General features: G+C 64.0%; 16 protein-coding genes and 1 pseudogene. 5 read left to right on the top strand and 12 right to left on the bottom strand.

Annotated features, from left to right (window positions below):
- Nucleotides 1-28: 28 nt before the first annotated feature.
- The gene (gene paaN, locus N3C64_RS08745; RefSeq protein WP_260013984.1) at nt 29-1,678 is read right to left on the bottom strand and encodes a phenylacetic acid degradation protein PaaN; all 1,650 of its coding nucleotides are present in this window, start codon (nt 1,676-1,678) and stop codon (nt 29-31) included.
- 118 nt (nt 1,679-1,796) lie between these two features.
- Here paaN and paaG point away from each other — a divergent pair, with 118 nt between their 5' ends.
- The 4 genes from paaG to N3C64_RS08725 all read left to right on the top strand — a co-directional run bounded on the left by paaG (nt 1,797) and on the right by N3C64_RS08725 (nt 5,100).
- Nucleotides 1,797-2,591, top strand: a complete 795-nt coding sequence (gene paaG, locus N3C64_RS08740) for a 2-(1,2-epoxy-1,2-dihydrophenyl)acetyl-CoA isomerase PaaG (RefSeq protein ID WP_218630932.1) — start codon at nt 1,797-1,799, stop codon at nt 2,589-2,591.
- Nucleotides 2,592-2,617: 26 nt separating this feature from the next.
- Nucleotides 2,618-3,043, top strand: coding sequence for a hydroxyphenylacetyl-CoA thioesterase PaaI (paaI, locus tag N3C64_RS08735; RefSeq protein ID WP_218631038.1), 426 nt, complete (start codon nt 2,618-2,620; stop codon nt 3,041-3,043).
- A gap of 29 nt (nt 3,044-3,072) precedes the next feature.
- Nucleotides 3,073-4,383 carry a phenylacetate--CoA ligase PaaK gene (gene paaK, locus N3C64_RS08730; protein ID WP_218630931.1) on the top strand — a complete coding sequence of 437 codons (1,311 nt, stop codon included), beginning with the start codon at nt 3,073-3,075 and terminating at the stop codon, nt 4,381-4,383.
- Nucleotides 4,384-4,500: 117 nt separating this feature from the next.
- Nucleotides 4,501-5,100, top strand: a complete 600-nt coding sequence (locus N3C64_RS08725) for a TetR/AcrR family transcriptional regulator (protein WP_260013982.1) — start codon at nt 4,501-4,503, stop codon at nt 5,098-5,100.
- On the opposite strand, the gene N3C64_RS08720 is transcribed toward N3C64_RS08725, so the two are convergent.
- The 10 genes from N3C64_RS08720 to N3C64_RS08675 all read right to left on the bottom strand — a co-directional run bounded on the left by N3C64_RS08720 (nt 5,084) and on the right by N3C64_RS08675 (nt 14,581).
- Nucleotides 5,084-5,704, bottom strand: coding sequence for an acyltransferase (locus N3C64_RS08720; protein ID WP_260013981.1), 621 nt, complete (start codon nt 5,702-5,704; stop codon nt 5,084-5,086). The genes N3C64_RS08725 and N3C64_RS08720 overlap by 17 nt on opposite strands.
- Before the next feature lie 5 nt (nt 5,705-5,709).
- Nucleotides 5,710-7,773, bottom strand: a complete 2,064-nt coding sequence (gene paaZ, locus N3C64_RS08715) for a phenylacetic acid degradation bifunctional protein PaaZ (RefSeq protein WP_260013980.1) — start codon at nt 7,771-7,773, stop codon at nt 5,710-5,712.
- 59 nt (nt 7,774-7,832) lie between these two features.
- The gene (locus N3C64_RS08710) at nt 7,833-8,585 is read right to left on the bottom strand and encodes a Phenylacetic acid catabolic protein (RefSeq protein ID WP_260013979.1); all 753 of its coding nucleotides are present in this window, start codon (nt 8,583-8,585) and stop codon (nt 7,833-7,835) included.
- Between the two features lie 18 nt (nt 8,586-8,603).
- The gene (gene paaE, locus N3C64_RS08705) at nt 8,604-9,680 is read right to left on the bottom strand and encodes a 1,2-phenylacetyl-CoA epoxidase subunit PaaE (RefSeq protein WP_218630926.1); all 1,077 of its coding nucleotides are present in this window, start codon (nt 9,678-9,680) and stop codon (nt 8,604-8,606) included.
- A 19-nt stretch (nt 9,681-9,699) separates the two neighbouring features.
- Nucleotides 9,700-10,224 carry a 1,2-phenylacetyl-CoA epoxidase subunit PaaD gene (gene paaD, locus N3C64_RS08700; RefSeq protein WP_218630925.1) on the bottom strand — a complete coding sequence of 175 codons (525 nt, stop codon included), beginning with the start codon at nt 10,222-10,224 and terminating at the stop codon, nt 9,700-9,702.
- A 4-nt stretch (nt 10,225-10,228) separates the two neighbouring features.
- Nucleotides 10,229-11,020, bottom strand: coding sequence for a 1,2-phenylacetyl-CoA epoxidase subunit PaaC (gene paaC, locus N3C64_RS08695; protein WP_218630924.1), 792 nt, complete (start codon nt 11,018-11,020; stop codon nt 10,229-10,231).
- On the bottom strand, nt 11,020-11,304 hold the full coding sequence (gene paaB / locus N3C64_RS08690; protein ID WP_218630923.1) for a 1,2-phenylacetyl-CoA epoxidase subunit PaaB: 285 nt from the start codon (nt 11,302-11,304) through the stop codon (nt 11,020-11,022). Before paaB ends, paaC begins: the two co-directional genes overlap by 1 nt.
- Nucleotides 11,305-11,358: 54 nt before the next feature.
- Nucleotides 11,359-12,360 carry a 1,2-phenylacetyl-CoA epoxidase subunit PaaA gene (paaA, locus tag N3C64_RS08685; RefSeq protein WP_218630922.1) on the bottom strand — a complete coding sequence of 334 codons (1,002 nt, stop codon included), beginning with the start codon at nt 12,358-12,360 and terminating at the stop codon, nt 11,359-11,361.
- Between the two features lie 17 nt (nt 12,361-12,377).
- A complete protein-coding gene (gene pcaF, locus N3C64_RS08680) occupies nt 12,378-13,583 on the bottom strand; it encodes a 3-oxoadipyl-CoA thiolase (RefSeq protein WP_260013978.1) in 1,206 nt (401 codons plus the stop codon).
- Nucleotides 13,584-13,747: 164 nt separating this feature from the next.
- Nucleotides 13,748-14,581 carry a PaaX family transcriptional regulator C-terminal domain-containing protein gene (locus N3C64_RS08675; protein WP_260013976.1) on the bottom strand — a complete coding sequence of 278 codons (834 nt, stop codon included), beginning with the start codon at nt 14,579-14,581 and terminating at the stop codon, nt 13,748-13,750.
- A 221-nt stretch (nt 14,582-14,802) separates the two neighbouring features.
- Between N3C64_RS08675 and N3C64_RS08670 the strand changes: the two genes are divergently transcribed.
- The gene (locus tag N3C64_RS08670) at nt 14,803-16,068 is read left to right on the top strand and encodes a methyltransferase family protein (protein ID WP_260013963.1); all 1,266 of its coding nucleotides are present in this window, start codon (nt 14,803-14,805) and stop codon (nt 16,066-16,068) included.
- A gap of 150 nt (nt 16,069-16,218) precedes the next feature.
- Here N3C64_RS08670 and N3C64_RS08665 read toward each other — a convergent pair.
- Nucleotides 16,219-16,902: pseudogene (locus N3C64_RS08665) on the bottom strand (IS6 family transposase); the annotation flags it as partial.
- Between the last annotated feature and the right edge of the window lie 259 nt (nt 16,903-17,161).

Here is a 17,161-nt window from a genome sequence, read left to right as displayed (position 1 = left end):
TCCTCCCAGAGAAAGGTTAAAGGGTAAGTCAGTGCGCCACCGGGCGGCGCCACATGGCGCGGCGGAAACGGGTGGCGACAAAGGCGGTGTCGGTCAGGCTGGCATTCCCGGCGGGGTTCGCGCCGGTGACGTGAAAGTCGCTGAATGCGGCGGACTGGTTGACGTAGATGTTGCCGGTCAGGTTGATCGACAGGTTGACGCCCGCCCCCGCGAACGCGGCGATCGCGCGATTGATCCGGGCCTCGTCGGTGTCGTAAAGCGCGGCGGTGATCGCGCCCTTCTGTGCAGCGAGCCCCGAGGCCAGCGCGATCCCTTCATCGGCGTCACGCGTGGCGACAAGGAAGGTGATCGGTCCGAAGCACTCTGCCTCGGCCACCGGATCCTCCGAGGTCACGGCAAGCAGCAGCGGCGAGCCGGTGCGGCCCTCGCCTGCGGCGGCGGTGTCGCGGATCACCCGGCCAAAACCGCGCGCCTGTTGCAGGCGATCCTGCGTGGCGGGGTTGGCGATGGCGCCGCACACGCCTGCCGCGCGGGCCGGATCGGCCAGGAGCGCGTCGATGGCAGCAGCGATTCCTTCGGCAACCTCGTCAAAGCTCTTGTGGCCCTGATCAGTCTCGATTCCGGTTTGCGGGACGTAGATGTTCTGCGGCGCCGTGCACATCTGCCCCGAGTAGAGCGCGAGCGAAAACGCAAGGTTCGCGCACATGCCCGCGAAATCGTCGGTGCCGCCGATGGTAATGGTGTTCACCCCGGCCTCTTCGGTGAAGACCTGCGCCTGAGTCGCATTGGCGCGCAGCCAGGACCCGAAGGCGTTCGAACCGGTGTAGTCGATCAGCTTCACTGCCGGATCGGTCGCTAGCTGCGTGGTGATCTCGGCGCCCCGCTCATCGACGGCCAGCAGCACGGCATCGGCGGGCAGACCGGCCTCCGCGAGAGCGGCGCGCGCGATCTGAACGGTGATCGCCAGCGGCAGGATCGCCGCCGGGTGCGGTTTGACGATAACCGGATTGCCAGTCGCGAGGCTTGCGAAGATGCCCGGATAGCTGTTCCAGGTCGGGAAGGTGTTGCATCCGATCGTCAGTGCGACTCCGGCGGGCACCAGTGTCCAGTGCTTTTCCAGCACGATCGGCGCGGCCTTGCCCTGCGGCTTCTCCCAACGCGCGCTGGTGGCGAATCGGGTCATCTCGTCCCAGGCCATCGCGACGGCCTCAAGCCCGCGATCCTGCGCATGGGGACCACCGGCCTGGAAGGCCATGGCAAAGGCCTGCCCGGTCGTGTGCATCGTGGCGTTGGCGAGAAGGAAGCTGATGCGATTAAGCCGCGTCAGAATCTCAAGGCAAACCCCCACCCGCTGGCGCGGCGAGGCTGCGGCAAGTGCGGGCGCTGCGGCTTTGGCGGCGGCAATCAGCGTGGCGGCATCGGCCGCCGGATAGGTGATTCCCAGATCCGGCCCGAAGGGCGAGACCTCGGCGCCCAGACGGCGCGATTTGGGGTGACCGGGTAAATCGAAGGCCTGACCGAGCAGCGCCGTATAAGCGGCGTCGCCCTCGGCCCGCGCGGTTTCACCATAGATCTTTCCGCTCGGGATTTCAGGGAACGGCGCCCAGAATTCGCGCTCATGCAACGCTTTGACAGCACGCTCCAGCAGCGCCTGATGACGTTCGAACAAATCGGCCATCGTCCCTCTCCCCTTACCGGTCTCCTCTCCGGCATGGCTTTATCATTGACCGGCCGGTCGGTCTATGCAACAAGAATCTTCGAGAGCCGCCGAAATTGAGGCGGTGAGGGAGAGAAAGATGACTGGCTCGGATACTGTAGTCTCGGCATTCGCCGATGGCGTGCTTACGCTTACGCTGAACCGCCCCGACAAGCTGAACTCGTTCAACGAAGAGATGCATCTGGCATTGCGCGCGGGCTTTCAACGCGCTCATGACGATGCGCAGGTGCGCGCCGTTCTGCTGACCGGATCGGGGCGCGGCTTTTGTGCCGGGCAGGATCTGGGCGACCGCGACCCGCGCAAGGGCGGCCCTGCCCCGGACCTCGGGCGCACGCTGGAAACCTTCTACAATCCGACACTTCGCCTGATCCGCGCGCTGGAAAAGCCGATCGTCTGCGCAGTCAACGGCGTGGCCGCCGGGGCGGGCGCGAACGTGGCCTTCGCCTGTGACATCGTCCTTGCCGCGAAATCGGCCAAGTTCATCCAGGCCTTCGCCAAGATCGGCCTTGTTCCCGACGCCGGCGGCACCTGGAGCCTTGCGCGCATCCTGGGCGAGCCGCGCGCCAAGGCGCTCGCGCTGACCGCAGAGCCGCTGATGGCCGAGCAGGCCGCCGACTGGGGGCTGATCTGGAAGGCTGTCGAGGATGCAGACCTCATGGCCCAGGCCGAATCGCTGGCACGTTCGCTGGCGGCCGGGCCGACGCTCGGCCTTGGCCTGACCAAACGCCTGATTCAGGCTGCCGCGACGAACAGCCTTGACGCGCAACTGGATATGGAGCGCGACTGTCAGCAGCTTGCCGGGCGCAGCGCGGATTACGCCGAGGGCGTCACCGCCTTCCTCGAGAAGCGCAAACCGGCGTTCAAGGGACAGTAAGGGCGATGATGAAACCAGTGCATGAGATGACCCCGCAGGAACTGGCCGAAGCCTCGGCAAAGGCGATGTGGGACAATGACAGCGCCAGCCAGCGCCTTGGCATGGAGTTGACACATGTCGCGCCGGGCGAGGCCACGCTGGTGATGACCATCACCGAGGCCATGTCGAACGGTCATGGCAATTGCCATGGTGGCTACCTGTTCACGCTGGCCGACAGCGCCTTCGCCTTTGCCTGCAACAGCTACAACCAGATCACCGTCGCGCAGCATTGCTCGATCACCTATCTGGTCCCCGGCCGGATCGGCGACACGCTGACAGCCACCGCGCGCGAGGTTTCGCGCCGCGGCCGCTCGGGGATTTACGACATCCAGCTAACCAACCAGCACGGCGAGCATGTGGTCACGTTCCGCGGCCATTCGCGCACCGTCAAAGGCACCCATTTGCCGGTCTGACCGGAACCGAATCTCCAAGGGAGGAAACCATGGAAGACTTGACCCCTCGCAAGCAAGACCTAGACCCGATCGAAACCGCCTCGCGCGATGAGATCGAAGCGCTTCAGTTCCATCGCATGAAGCGCTCGCTGCGCCACGCCTATGAGAACTCGCCCTTCTATCGCAAGCGCTTCATCGAGCATGACGTGCACCCCGAGGAGCTGAAGTCGCTGGCCGACATCGCCAAGTTCCCCTTCACCTACAAGCAGGACCTGCGCGACACCTACCCCTTCGGGATGTTCGCGGTGCCGCAGTCCAAGCTGGTGCGTATCCACGGCTCGTCGGGCACGACGGGCAAGCCGACGGTCGTGGGCTATACCGCGGCCGATATCGACCACTGGGCGAACCTGATCGCGCGCTCGATCCGCGCGGCGGGCGGACGCCCCGGCGACATCCTCCACAACGCCTATGGCTATGGCCTGTTCACCGGCGGCCTCGGCGCGCATTACGGCGCCGAGCGCCTCGGCTGCACCGTTGTTCCGATCTCGGGCGGCATGACCGAGCGGCAGGTGACGCTCATCCATGACTTCAAGCCGTCGATCATCATGGTGACGCCCAGCTACATGCTTTCGATCCTCGACGAGTTCCGCCGCCAGGGCTTCGACCCGCGCGAGTCCTCGCTCAAGGTCGGCATCTTCGGCGCCGAGCCCTGGACCAATTCGATGCGCGAGGAAATCGAGCAGGCCTTCGACATGCACGCGGTCGACATCTACGGCCTCTCCGAGGTCATGGGCCCCGGTGTCGCGCAGGAATGCGTCGAGACCAAGGACGGGCTGCATATCTGGGAAGACCACTTCTACCCCGAGATCATCGACCCGGTCACCGGCGAGGTTCTGCCCGACGGCCAGATGGGCGAACTGGTCTTCACCACGCTGACCAAGGAAGGCCTGCCGATGGTGCGCTACCGCACCCGCGACCTGACGCGCCTTCTGCCGGGCACCGCGCGCTCGATGCGCCGGATCGAGAAGATCACCGGGCGCTCGGACGACATGATCATCCTGCGTGGCGTCAACGTTTTCCCGACCCAGATCGAAGAGCAGATCCTGAAGTGCCGCGGCCTCGCCCCGCATTTCCAGATCGAGCTGTCGCGTTCGGGCCGCATGGACAACATGACCGTCCTCGTGGAATGCGCCACCGATCACACCGACGAAAGCGCCCGCGCCGCCTCGGCCAAGGAGCTGGCGCATCACATCAAGTCGGTGGTCGGCGTCTCGACGCGGATCGAAGTGCGCGATCCGGCCAGCATTGCCCGTTCCGAGGGCAAGGCCAAGCGCGTGATCGACAATCGGCCCAAAGAATAAGGCTGCGACGCCACGTGGGCGTGACAGGCGCGCCCACAGTCGCTAAAGCAGGAAAAAAGGCTCTTTGCGGCCGCAAACGGCTGCAAAGAGCCACAGACAGACACGGAAAGTGATACTATGGCTCGGACGCGAGCACAGGACTTCGAGGAAAAGCAGCGCGCCATTCTGGACAATGCTGCGCAGGTTTTTGCCGAGCAGGGCATGGAGAAGGCCTCCATGTCCCTGGTCGCTAGCCACGCGCAGGTCTCCAAGGCGCTGCTTTACCACTACTACCCCAGTAAGGATGCGCTGATCTTCGCGATCATCATCACCCATCTTGACGAGTTGGACGCGGCGGTCGAGGCCGCCGACGATCCCGAGCTGGCTCCCGACCAACGCCTGCGCCGCCTCGTCGGCGCGGTGCTCGAAAATTACCGGGGCGCGGACAACCAGCACAAGGTGCAGCTCAATGCCTCTTCAGCCCTGTCGGACGCGCAGAAGTCCGAGATCCTCGGGTTGGAACGGCGCATCGTTCGTCGCTTCTCGGTCGTGCTCGACCAGATCAACCCCAGCCTGAACGACAAGGAGCGTCCGCTTCTGACCCCGGTGACCATGTCGCTCTTTGGCATGATGAACTGGGTCTATATGTGGTTCAAGGACGGCGGCCGGATCAGCCGCGAGGATTATGCCGATGTCGCGACAACCCTGATCCTCGAGGGGATCAAGTCCGTTCGCTGAAGTTCCGGCGCTCAAGAACCAATGGGTCGTACTTCGGCGCCTCGGCGCGGCGACGGTCGGGTTCGGGGGCTGTAAGCGGCTCGGCCGGTTTCAGCTTGTGCCCGGCCTCATGCGCGAGTTGCTGATAGACGCCGGTGCCCATCCGCTTCCATTCGATTTCCTGCGGTGACAGCGCCCGCACGACCTTGGCGGGCGAGCCGACCACCAGGCTTCCGGCCGGGATCTCGGCCCCCGCCTTCACGAAGGCCATCGCGGCGACGATCGTGTTCTCGCCGATCCGCGCCTCGTCCATCACCACGGCATTCATGCCCACCATGGCGTTGCGCCCGATTTGGCAGCCGTGCAGCACAGCGCCATGGCCGATATGGCCCGCCTCCTCGATCACCACATCCTTGCCGGGGAAGGAATGCACCACGCAGGTCTCCTGCACGTTGCTGCCCTCTTGCAAGATGATGCGCCCGAAATCGCCGCGCAGCACCGCACCGGGGCCGACGTAGCATAGCCGGCCGATCAGCACGTCGCCGATCACCACCGCCTCTGGATGAACAAAGGCGGCGGGATCGATGACCGGGGTGATGCCATCCCAGGAGTAGACGCGGGCCATGCCGCTCAGCCCTGCAGCGGCCAGGTCTTGGCGACCATCGTCAGCACGTCATACTGTGCCACGACCGCGCCATCCTGATTGGTGACCTGGCAATCCCAACGCACCTCGCCATGCTCGGCATTGGCGCGCGGGTTGATCTCCTTGCAGGTCAGGCGCACTTGGAGCGTATCGCCGAAATAGACCGGCGTCAGGAAGCGCATGTTGTCCACGCCGTAGTTGGCCAGCACCGGGCCGGGGTTCGGCTCGACAAAGAGGCCAGCGGCGAAAGAGGCGATCAGGTAGCCATGCGCCACGCGGTCGTCAAAGAACGGGTTCGCCTTGGCGGAGGCCTCGTCCATATGGGCGTAGAACGTGTCGCCGGTGAAATGGGCGAAATGCTCGACATCCTCTTTGGTGACGGTGCGCTTGGCGGTGATCAGCTGATCGCCGATCTTCAGTTCGGCCAGCGACTTGCGGAACGGATGCACGTCATGCTGCTCCTCGGCGCCTTCGATCCAGCGGCCGGTCACCGCCGACAGCAGGCGCGGCGCGCCCTGCACCGCGGTGCGCTGCATGTAATGCTTCACGCCGCGGATGCCGCCCATCTCCTCGCCGCCGCCCGCGCGACCCGGCCCGCCATGCACCAGCCCCGCCAAGGGCGAGCCATGCCCGGTCGACGTTTTCGCCGAGGCGCGGTTGCCGATCAGCACACGGCCATGATGCGGCGCGACGCCCAGCACGACCTCTTCAGCCACGGCCTTGTCATCGGTGAAGACCGACGACACGAGCGAGCCTTTGCCCATCTGCGCCAGTTCGATCGCTTCGCCAAGATCGTCATAGGGCAGCACGGTCGAGACCGGGCCGAAAGCCTCGACCTCATGCACGGGCTGCGCGGCAAAAGGCTTGTCGGCGTAAAGCAAAACCGGGTTCAGGAAGGCCCCTGCCCCGGCATCGCCAGAGGCAAGGCGCACCTCGTCGGGGTTGCCAGCGACGATCTCGGCCACGGCCTGAAGATCGCGGATCCGCTCGCGTACCTCTTCGCGCTGATCGAACGAGGCCAGCGGCCCCATGCGCGTGCCCTCGGCATCGGGCAGACCAAGTGCGGTCTTGCCCAGACGATCGCGCAGCGCCTCGACCAGCGCCGGAACCTGCGCGCGCGGCGCGATGACCCGGCGGATCGCGGTGCATTTCTGCCCGGCCTTCACCGTCATCTCGCGCGCGACTTCCTTGACGAACAGGTCGAATTCGGGCGAACCCGCCACGGCATCGGGGCCGAGGATCGAGGCGTTCAGGCTGTCGGCTTCCATCGTGAAGCGCACCGAGTTCGCCACCACCGCCGGATGCGACTTGAGCTTGCGCCCCGTCCAGGCCGAACCGGTGAAAGTGACCGCGTCCTGCCCCGTCAGGTGATCGAGCATATCGCCGACCGAGCCGCAGATCAGTTGCAGCGCGCCCTCGGGCAGGATGCCCGTCTCGACGATGCGCCGCACGACAAGCTCGGTCAGATAGGCGGTCTGGCTGGCGGGCTTGACCACGCAGGGCACACCGGCCAGCAGGGTCGGCGCGATCTTTTCAAGCATCCCCCAGACAGGGAAGTTGAAGGCGTTGATATGGACCGCGACGCCCTGCAAGGGCGACAGGATATGCTGCGCGCTGAAGCTGCCGTCTTTCGACAGAATCTCCAGATCGCCATCGGTCAGAACGCGGGTGTTGGGCAGCTCGCGCCGGCCTTTCGAAGCGAAGGTCAGCATGGTGCCGATGCCGCCCTCGATGTCGATCCAGCCGTCGGGGCGCGTGGCGCCGGTGCGGAAGCTCTCGGGGTAGAATTCTTCCTTGCGCTCCATCAGGGCAAGGCCAAGCGCCTTGAGCATCCCGGCGCGTTCATGGAACGACATCGCCCGCAGCTTGGGGCCTGCGGCCTTGCGGCCATGGTCCAGCACCGCAGCGAAATCCAGCCCACTCGAGTCGATATAGGCGACCGGCGCGCCGGTCGCCGCATCCAGCAACTCCTGACCCTCTTTCTGGCCGGGGGTCCAGGCTCCACAGACATAGCTTTCAAGACGGCGCGGGGGGCGGGCCGGGGCGTTCATGGGCGTTTCCTTTATTCGTTCAGAAAGGGGCGCGGGCCTGCTCTCCCGCGCCGCAGGTATCACAGGCCGAGCGCGGCCAGGTGTTCGGCCACAAGGGCCTCCCAACGGGACAGCAGTTGCTCGTTGGGGGTGTGACGCAGACCGAAGCCCTTGAGCGTCTCGTAGCGGGCCGATCCGGCGACGCCGAACCCTGCCGCGACACGCGAGCGCCAATAGGCGATGGCATCACGCGCGGCAGCCTTGCCCGCCTCGGTCGAGGCGATCTGCTCCAGCCCTTCAAGGCCAAGCTCGGCGTGGCGTGCCTCGCGCGGGGCGATCTCGCGGAAGACCTCGGCCAGCGGCCCGTAGGAGACGCGGGTAAGCTCGGTCATCTGCACGCCGGTCGCGAGACCTTGCAGCACGTTCATCACCACCGCATCGGTCCAGCCGGTGATCGGGTAATGCAGCACCGACAGGCGCATGTCGCCACCGCTGCGTGCAGCCCCCAGATCGGCATCGCGCGCGACCCGTGCAGCCCAGTCATGCTGCGCCTGGTAGCGGTTCGCATCGGTCCCGAAGGTCTCCATCACCGCCAGAACGCGCTCGGCGTGATCGGCCTTTTCGAGGGTGATCCGGCTGGCGGCGATCCGCTCCTTGATCCCCGGCGCGAAGTTGATCGAGCTCGCGAACCCGGCCGAGGCCGCCAGTTCACTATCCACGAAGGAGGCCATCAGGCGCATCAGCTCACCGCGGTAACGCGCGGGCACGTTGCCCGGCGCGGTCAGAACGCCGCCCTGAGCGAGGTAGTCTTCGATATTCATCGTGTCAGACATGGTCTCTCTCCTGCCCTATCATTCGTCGTAGGTCACGACCACGCGGTCGCTCAGCGGTACGGCCTGGCACGACAGCACGTAGCCCGCGCGCACCTCGTAGTCTTCCAGTGCATGGTTCACGGCCATCTCGACCTCGCCCTCAAGCACCTTGCAGCGGCAGGTCGAGCACACCCCGGCCTTGCACGAATAGGGCGCGTCCATCTGCGCCTCTATCGCGGCCTCAAGGATGGTCTGGCCTTCGCGCGGCATGGTGAAGTTGCGCGTGGCGCCATCAAGCGTCACGGTCGTCTCGACACCCGTTCCGGGCGCGACTGCGGACTTGGATACGGCCTTGGCCTTGGCGCGGCCCGGCTGACCACTGGCAAACAGTTCGAACTTGATCTGCTCGTCGCGCAGCCCATGGGCGCGCAGCGACCCGGCGATCGCCAGCATCATCGGCTCGGGGCCGCAGATGAAGGCGGTGTCGATGGCCTTCGCGTCAAGCCAGTGGCTGAACAGCGCCTCCATCTTTTCGGCGTCGATACGGCCGGTGAAGAGGTCGATCTCCTGACCTTCCTGCTCCAGCACATGGATCACCGAGAAACGGCCCAGATAGGTGTTCTTCAGATCCTCAAGCTCCTCGCGGAACATGATCGAGCTGATCTGGCGGTTCGCATAGACCAACGTGAAGCGCGACTTGGGTTCACGCGTCAGCACGGTCTTGATGATCGACAGGACCGGTGTGATGCCCGAACCGCCCGCAAAGCCCAGATACTGCTTTTCGGTCTCCGGCTCGATCGGGGCAAAGAACTTGCCCATCGGCGGCATGGCGTCGATCTCGTCGCCGGGCGCAAGGTTTTCATTGGCCCAGGTCGAGAAGGCGCCGCCATCGACGCGCTTGATGCCGACCTTGAGGCAGCCCTCGTCCACGCCGGTGCAGATCGAGTAGCTGCGGCGCAGCTCCTCTCCCTCGAAGTCGCGGCGCAGAGTCAGGTACTGGCCCTGGGTGAAGGCGAAGAGTTGCTTGTCCTCGTCCCGCGGGGCGAGGGTTACTACGACGGCGTCGCGGGTCTCGCGACGGACGTCAGTCACTTTGAGCGGATGGAAGCGTGCCATTTGGGTATCCTCGGCATCCTCAGATGCATTTGAAATAATCGAAGGGTTCGAGACAGTCCTTGCAGCGATAGCTGGCCTTGCAGGGCGTCGAGCCGAACTGGCTGATCTTTTCGGTGTGGGTCGATCCGCAGCGCGGACAGGCGATGGTCAGGTTCGAGCTACCGGCCAGGCGCGCGATGCGCCCCGCCAGGCGGCCGTCGGCGGCGGTGCCGTCGATCGGCGGTGCGATACCGTAGGCGCGCAGCTTTTCGCGCCCCTCCTCGGTCAGCCAGTCGCTCGTCCAGGGCGGCGAGAGCTGTCGCTCAAGGCGGATGCTCTCGATCCCGCGCTCGCGCAGGGCCTGCTCGATGTCCAGGTTGATGATGCTGGTCGCAGGACAGCCCGAATAGGTGGGCGTGACCGTGACGACCAGCGTATCGTCCTGCCAGGCGACATCGCGCACGATCCCCAGGTCGGTCAGACTGATGACCGGGATCTCGGGATCGGGCACCTGCGACAACCAGCGCCAGATCTCGTCAATCTGCGGGCGGGTTGCGGCGCTCATGGCGTTACCAGACGGCGCCGGGATAGGCGCGTTGCAGGAACTGCATCTCGGCCAGGATATATCCCAGGTATTCCGAGTGAACGCCGCGCTTGCCGCCGCCTGCCCCGTTGATGCCGTGCTGATAGGTCTCGCCCGGATGGGTCAGCGTTGCCGCCTCGAGCACTTCGCGCACGGTCGCGTCCCACGCCGCACGCAGGCTCGAGGGCAGCGGGGCGATCCCGGCCTCGGCCACGGCCTTGTCAGTCGCGTCGTCGTGGAACATCTCGCCGGTGTAGGGATACAGCACGTTCAGCGCCTTCTGCATCCGGTTGCGGCTTTCCTCGGTGCCGTCGCCCAGGCTGATCACCAGATCGGCCGAACGTTCGAGGTGATAGGCCACTTCCTTCTCCGCCTTCGCAGCAATCTCTGCCACGCGCGGATCAGAGGAGGCTTTCAACGCCCGCATGAGCTCGATGTGGAAGGCGTCGAACAGGAACTGACGCATCAGCGTCTGGCCGAAATCGCCGTTGGGACGCTCGACCAGCAGCACGTTGCGGAACGCAGCCGCATCGCGCAGATAGGCGAGGTTGTCCGCGCTGCGTCCCTGCCCCTCGACCTCGCCGGCCAGACCCAGCCAAAGCTGGCACTGCCCGATCAGGTCAAGCGCCTGGTTGGCAAGCGCGATGTCCTCTTCCAGCACGGGCGAATGCCCGCACCATTCCGAAACCCGGTGACCCAGGACCAGCGCATTGTCGCCAACCCTTTCCAGCCACTCGACAAAGGCGGCCCGATCGACCGCTGCCACCGCGGCGCCCATCACATGTGCCCCACTTCGGCCGGGATGTCGAAGAAGGTCGGGTGACGATAGACCTTGGAGTTCGACGGCTCGAACAGCGGCCCCTTGTCCGAGGGTGCCGAGGCGGTGATGTCGTTCGATTTCACCGCCCAGATCGAGACACCCTCGTTGCGGCGGGTATAGACGTCACGCGCGTTGCGGATCGCCATCTCGGCATCCGGCGCGTGCAGGCTGCCGACGTGACGATGGTTGAGGCCGTGCTGACCACGGATGAAGATTTCCCACAGGGGCCATTCGCTGGACATGTTGCTTCCTCCCGAAGCTGAACAAGAAGGGGTGGGCGCAGCGCGCCCAGTGAGTTACTCGGCTGCGTGACGGGCGGCCTTGCGGCGCTCGGCTTGCTTGTTGGCGTGTGCCATCAGACCTTCGCGGAACCATGCGCCATCCTCCCAGGCGGTCACACGGGCCTCCATCCGCTCGGCGTTGCACGGGCCGTTGCCCGCGATGACGGCGAAGAATTCCGACCAGTCCGGCTCGGAGAAATCGTAGCCGCCCTTTTCCTCGTTCCACTTGAGGTTCGGATCGGGGATGGTCAGACCGAGGTATTCGGCCTGCGGCACGGTCTGATCGACGAATTTCTGACGCAGCTCGTCATTGGTGTTGATCTTGATCTTCCACTGCATCGACTGCGCGCTGTGGACCGAGTCCTTGTCGGACGGGCCGAACATCATCAGCGCCGGGTACCAGAAGCGGTTCATCGCATCCTGGGCCATCGCCTTCTGGTCCTCGGTGCCCTGCAGGCACATCTTGAGCAGGATGTCGTAGCCCTGACGCTGGTGGAAGCTTTCTTCCTTGCAGATGCGGATCATGGCACGGCTGTAGGGGCCGTAGCTGGTGCGCTGCAGCGGCACCTGGTTCATGATCGCCGCGCCATCGACCAGCCAGCCGACCGCGCCGATATCGGCCCAGTTCAGCGTCGGGTAGTTGAAGATCGACGAGTATTTCATCTTGCCCGCATGCAGCAGGTCCAGCAGCTCGTCGCGCGACACGCCAAGCGTCTCGGCGGCCGAGTAGAGGTAGAGGCCGTGGCCCGCCTCGTCCTGGACCTTGGCCAGCAGGATCGCCTTGCGCTCCAGCGTCGGAGCGCGGGTGATCCAGTTGCCCTCGGGCAGCTGGCCGACGATCTCGCTGTGGGCGTGCTGGCCGATCTGGCGGATCAGCGTCTTGCGGTAGCCTTCCGGCATCCATTCCTTGGGCTCGATCTTCTCGCCCCGGTCAATGCGATCCTGGAAAGCGTTCTCTTCGGGGGTCATATCCTCGCGGGATTTTGCCCCTTCGGCACTCACGAGTTGAGCATACATGATTGGTCTCCTCCCTCTCAGATGCGTTCGATGATGATGGCGATGCCCTGCCCCACGCCGATGCACATGGTGCACAGCGCGTAGCGCCCACCGGTGCGGTGGAGCTGGTACATGGCCGTAGTGACAAGCCGGGCGCCCGACATGCCAAGCGGATGGCCAATGGCGATGGCACCGCCATTGGGGTTCACATGCGGCGCGTCGTCGGGCAGACCGAGGTCGCGCAGCGTGGCCAGCGCCTGGCTGGCGAAGGCCTCGTTCAATTCGATCACGTCCATCTGGTCGATGGTCATGCCGGCGCGGGCCAGAACCCTCTTGGCCGCCGGAGCCGGGCCGATGCCCATGATGCGCGGCTCGACGCCCGCGGCGGCCATCGCCACGATGCGCGCCTTCGGCGTCAGGCCGTGGGCTTTCGCCGCCTCGCCCGACAGGATCGCCAGTGCCGCTGCACCGTCGTTCACACCCGAGGCATTGCCTGCGGTCACCGACAGCTCGGGGCCGTTCACGCCGCGCAGCTTGGCCAGCGTCTCGGCGGTGGTGCCGGGGCGCGGGTGCTCATCGGTGGTGAACACGATCGGATCGCCCTTTTTCTGGGGGATCGTCACCGGAACGATTTCCTGCGAGAACACGCCAGCCTTCTGCGCGGCCTCCCAACGGGCCTGGCTACGTGCGGCGAAAGCATCCTGATCGGCGCGGCTGATGCCGAAATCCTGCGCGACGTTGTCGGCGGTCTGCGGCATGGAATCGACGCCGAACTGCGCCTTCATCTTCGGGTTGACGAAGCGCCAGCCGATAGTGGTGTCATAGACCGCGTTCGAGCGCGAAAAGGCGCTTTCGGCCTTAGGCATCACGAAGGGCGCGCGGGTCATGCTCTCGACGCCGCCAGCGATGACAAAGTCGCAATCGCCCGCCTTGATGGCGCGCGCGGCCATGCCGACTGCATCCATCCCCGAGCCGCAGAGCCGGTTCACCGTGGTGCCCGGAACACCGATCGGCATCCCCGCCAGCAGCACCGCCATGCGCCCGACGTTGCGATTGTCCTCGCCCGCCTGGTTGGCACAGCCGAAAATCAGATCGTCCACCGCGGCCCAATCGACGCCGGGATTACGCTCCATAAGTGCTTTGAGCGGGATCGCCGCCAAATCGTCTGCGCGGACCTGCGCCAATGCACCGCCGTAGCGTCCGACGGGTGTTCTGACCGCATCGCAAATGAATGCCTCGCGCATCCAAGCTCCTCCCTGATGTTCCCTGACGGGCGGCGATTCTCCTAATTCACCGACCGGTTGGTCGATTTATAGCGCGCAAAGCATCACACACAAAGTAAAAAAATAGCCATCTGCGTGATGTTTTAAGGCGCGCAAAAAACATCTTTCAAAATCATTACGTTAGGTCACCAGAGTCCAGAAATGCGCGCTTCGCTTGCGGCGGTTTGCGCAGGAAGATAGCCATCGACCCCCTCGAACCGCGCCGCGATGTGACGCTCGGCGGCGGGCGAAAGATGGCGATAGAGCCTGCGAAACAGCGCCCGCGCCTCCTGCCCTTTCCAGTCGGAGGGTAGCACATTCCGCGGCAAGCGCGGATCACGGAGCATCACGTTGCGATAGACATGTACCAGCAACAGGCGCGCCGTCAGGGCCGCCTCATCCGACAAGGTGCCATCCTTGAGTGCCAGATCCAGCGGGGCGAACCGCGCGATCATGTCGAGGTAGCGCTCCTGCAAGGCGGAGAGATCCCAGAAATGGGCGACACGCTCGATCCCCTCGGGATCGAGGGCGCGGAACGCCAACGCGCCCTCCGGCACGGGCTGACCTCGGTCGGGGCGGATGAACACCTGCCCTCCCATATGCCCCATGCGCTGCAGCCGCGCCGCGTCCTCGCTCAGATCAGGCGCATGCAGGATCTGCCAGCCGCGGGTCTCGATCTCGGGACCGAAGAGCAATACGGCAGCCTGCTCGAACTCCTGATGCGCCGAGGCATCGAGGTGATAGTAGCTGCGCCGCCCGACGCGCTCGCCACGCAACCGATGCGCCGCGACAAGCCGCGAGACGGCCGTACGCACGAGCGATTCACTGATGCCAACGCCAGCGCAGATATCGATCAGGGTACCCGTCCACAGAACGCCGCCGCGCGGGACCACGACGTCGCCATAAACCGTGACGATGAATGACGCCGAGCGCAGCCCGATCCCGTCCAAAACTTCCGCTATCAGTCCAGTTTCCGGCATCTCAACTCTGCGACACTTGGGGTTGGTTAGCTATGACGCGCAACAGCGCATTTTGCCAGCCTGAACGCTTGACCCTGCGCACGCACCCGAACCAATGCCTCGCGCCAAGATGCGCTTGCAGGACACACCTGCCGCCGTGAGAGAGTACCAAGACGCGCAATCCTGTTGTGTCGCTGCTACGACTGTGGCCTAGTTGACGCTGTGACATAGCCGGTTATTCCATGACGTTTTCTTTGCAAGACCAAGCCATCTCGCGCGGGGACGCCCCGCCCCAGTCCGTCTGCACCAATGCGACGATGCTGGCGGTGATCCTTGGAATGACGGTCAGCATACTTGTGACCTTCTGGCTGCGCCCGGTTGCCCATGGCCCGGCGGCGGCGCTTCTTTATATCGCGATCTTTGCCGCCCCCGTTGCCTTCGCAGAAATCGTGTTCAACAAGAGCCACCTCGCCCCTGGCATCGGCATGAACTACGCCCGGCGCGATATCTCGTTGTCGAGAACGCTGCGCAAGCTGGTCGGTCTATGGACGATCTTCGGCGTGATCGGCCTGTCTTACTGGCTGTTTCCTGTCTATGGCCAAGCCCTTTATGCGCCGTTCTTCTGGCTCGTGGAGACATTCTGGTGGGCGCTTCTCGCGGTCTCGATCCCCTATGTCGCGCTGGTCGACATGCATCAGGAAGACCCGAAGGACTCCCTTTGGTCGGTCGGCGACAAGATCCTGACGCTCCGCCCCGGCGCACTGAGAGATGAGCGCAACTTCCTGCTCGGCTGGCTGGTGAAGGCCTATTTCCTGCCGTTGATGTACTCGTATCTGAGCAACGAAATCCAGAGCCTGCGCGACTTCGATTTCGACAGCATGCGCCCCTCGCAGGCGGTCTATTCGTTCCTCTACTCGGGGATGCTGTTTCTTGATCTGACGATCGCGGCCGCCGGATACATGTTCACCCTGCGCGCCTTGGGCACGAATATCCGCAGCACCGAGCCGACCCTCTACGGTTGGGTCGTGACCGTGATGTGCTATGCGCCGTTCTGGACCGTGGTCTATGGCGGCTACCTTGACTACAATCAGGACTGGAGTTGGGGCGCCTGGCTTTGGGACAATGAGCCGCTCTATATCGCTTGGGCCGCGGCGATCATCGTGTTGAAGACACTTTGGGCATGGACGGCGCTGACCTTCGGCATCCGCTTCTCGAACCTGACCCACCGCGGCATCATCACGAACGGCCCCTACCGCTGGACCAAGCACCCGTCCTACGTGTTCAAGAATATGTTCTGGTGGCTGATCGCGATCCCATTCATTCCGCAGGATGGCTCGCTTCTTACGGCGCTTAGGAATTGCGCGCTGATGGCCGGGGTGAACCTGATCTACTACGCCCGCGCCATCACCGAGGAGCGGCACCTGATGAAAGATCCGACCTATGTCGCTTACGCCGACTACATCCGGCGCAACGGAATGTTCCGGTTTTTCAGCAGGGAACGCGACTGAAGCCTTTCGCACTGGGCAAACGCCTGCCAGCGGACAGCCAGTGCCGCGTTCGAGAGCATCGATTTCGAGAAGGATGGCTGTGCTGGCAGACATATTCGAACTAGTCTCTGCTTGGACAGCGGCCCTGTCCCTTATTCCGTGCAGACCGCACCACTCGGCAAGAGCTGCGGCGTTCTTGGCTTTGAAACGGGGTTGGCCGGAGCGGCTGCCTTCCTGGTTGAAGTGGTTCAAAACCAAAGCGTGGATGGCGGAGAATTTCTGAAGATTTCACATGTGACGGAAGCCGAGCATCACCCGCTCTCTTGATCAAAATGCGCGGCGCGAATTCTCGGCCTGATTGCTGAGCTAATGACCTCTCTTCTGCCGGTTCGCTACCCCGAGCACGTTCATTTCGACACCGAAGGAGCGCCTCTGGTCCGTCACGAATATATCGGCGCGGCCATAAGGCTTCATTGCTTTCTTTAAGCATTTCAGTGCAGCCTTCTTGTCCCGCGCCCTGATGACGAAATTTTCCGGGACTTCTCCCTCGTCATCAACCGCACGCCAAAGGTAGTGCCGCTCTCCGTTGATCTTTGCGAACACCTCATCGAGATGCCACCTTCAGTGGCTCGATTTCATAACCTCGACACGGCGCTTCCGGATCTCGGAGGCAAATATTGGTCCGAAACGATGCCACCAGAACCGCTCCGTTTCGTGGCCGATTTCGATGCCTCATTCGTGCAGCGTGTCCTCAACATTGCGAAGTAATCGCGGGAACCATACATACATCGTCACTGCCAAGCGGATGATCTCAAGGCTCTTCTTGAAATAGAGGAAGGGAGAGCTTCTCGTCATCCCAAGAGGCTATGAAACCGCCCCGCCCTCCTCAAGTTAGGTTTTTTCTGACAGTGCCTTTATAGCGATACCGTCCTGCTGACACGGCTTTTCGAACAAAGTCGGGCGGACGCCTGACCAAATGTCAGCCACGTGCCGACCAAGGTTGATCACCCCGATGTTGGGGAACGGAGGCCGGAACGCGACGATCCTCTCAATCCAATCCCTACACAAATTGAGCCGTCCGCATAGGACAAAGCGTTCGCTGCGTCGCAGAAAA

This window comes from Sedimentimonas flavescens, assembly GCF_025154035.1.
GTDB lineage: Bacteria > Pseudomonadota > Alphaproteobacteria > Rhodobacterales > Rhodobacteraceae > Rhodobacter > Rhodobacter flavescens.
This window is presented reverse-complemented; position numbering and strand designations above follow the sequence as displayed.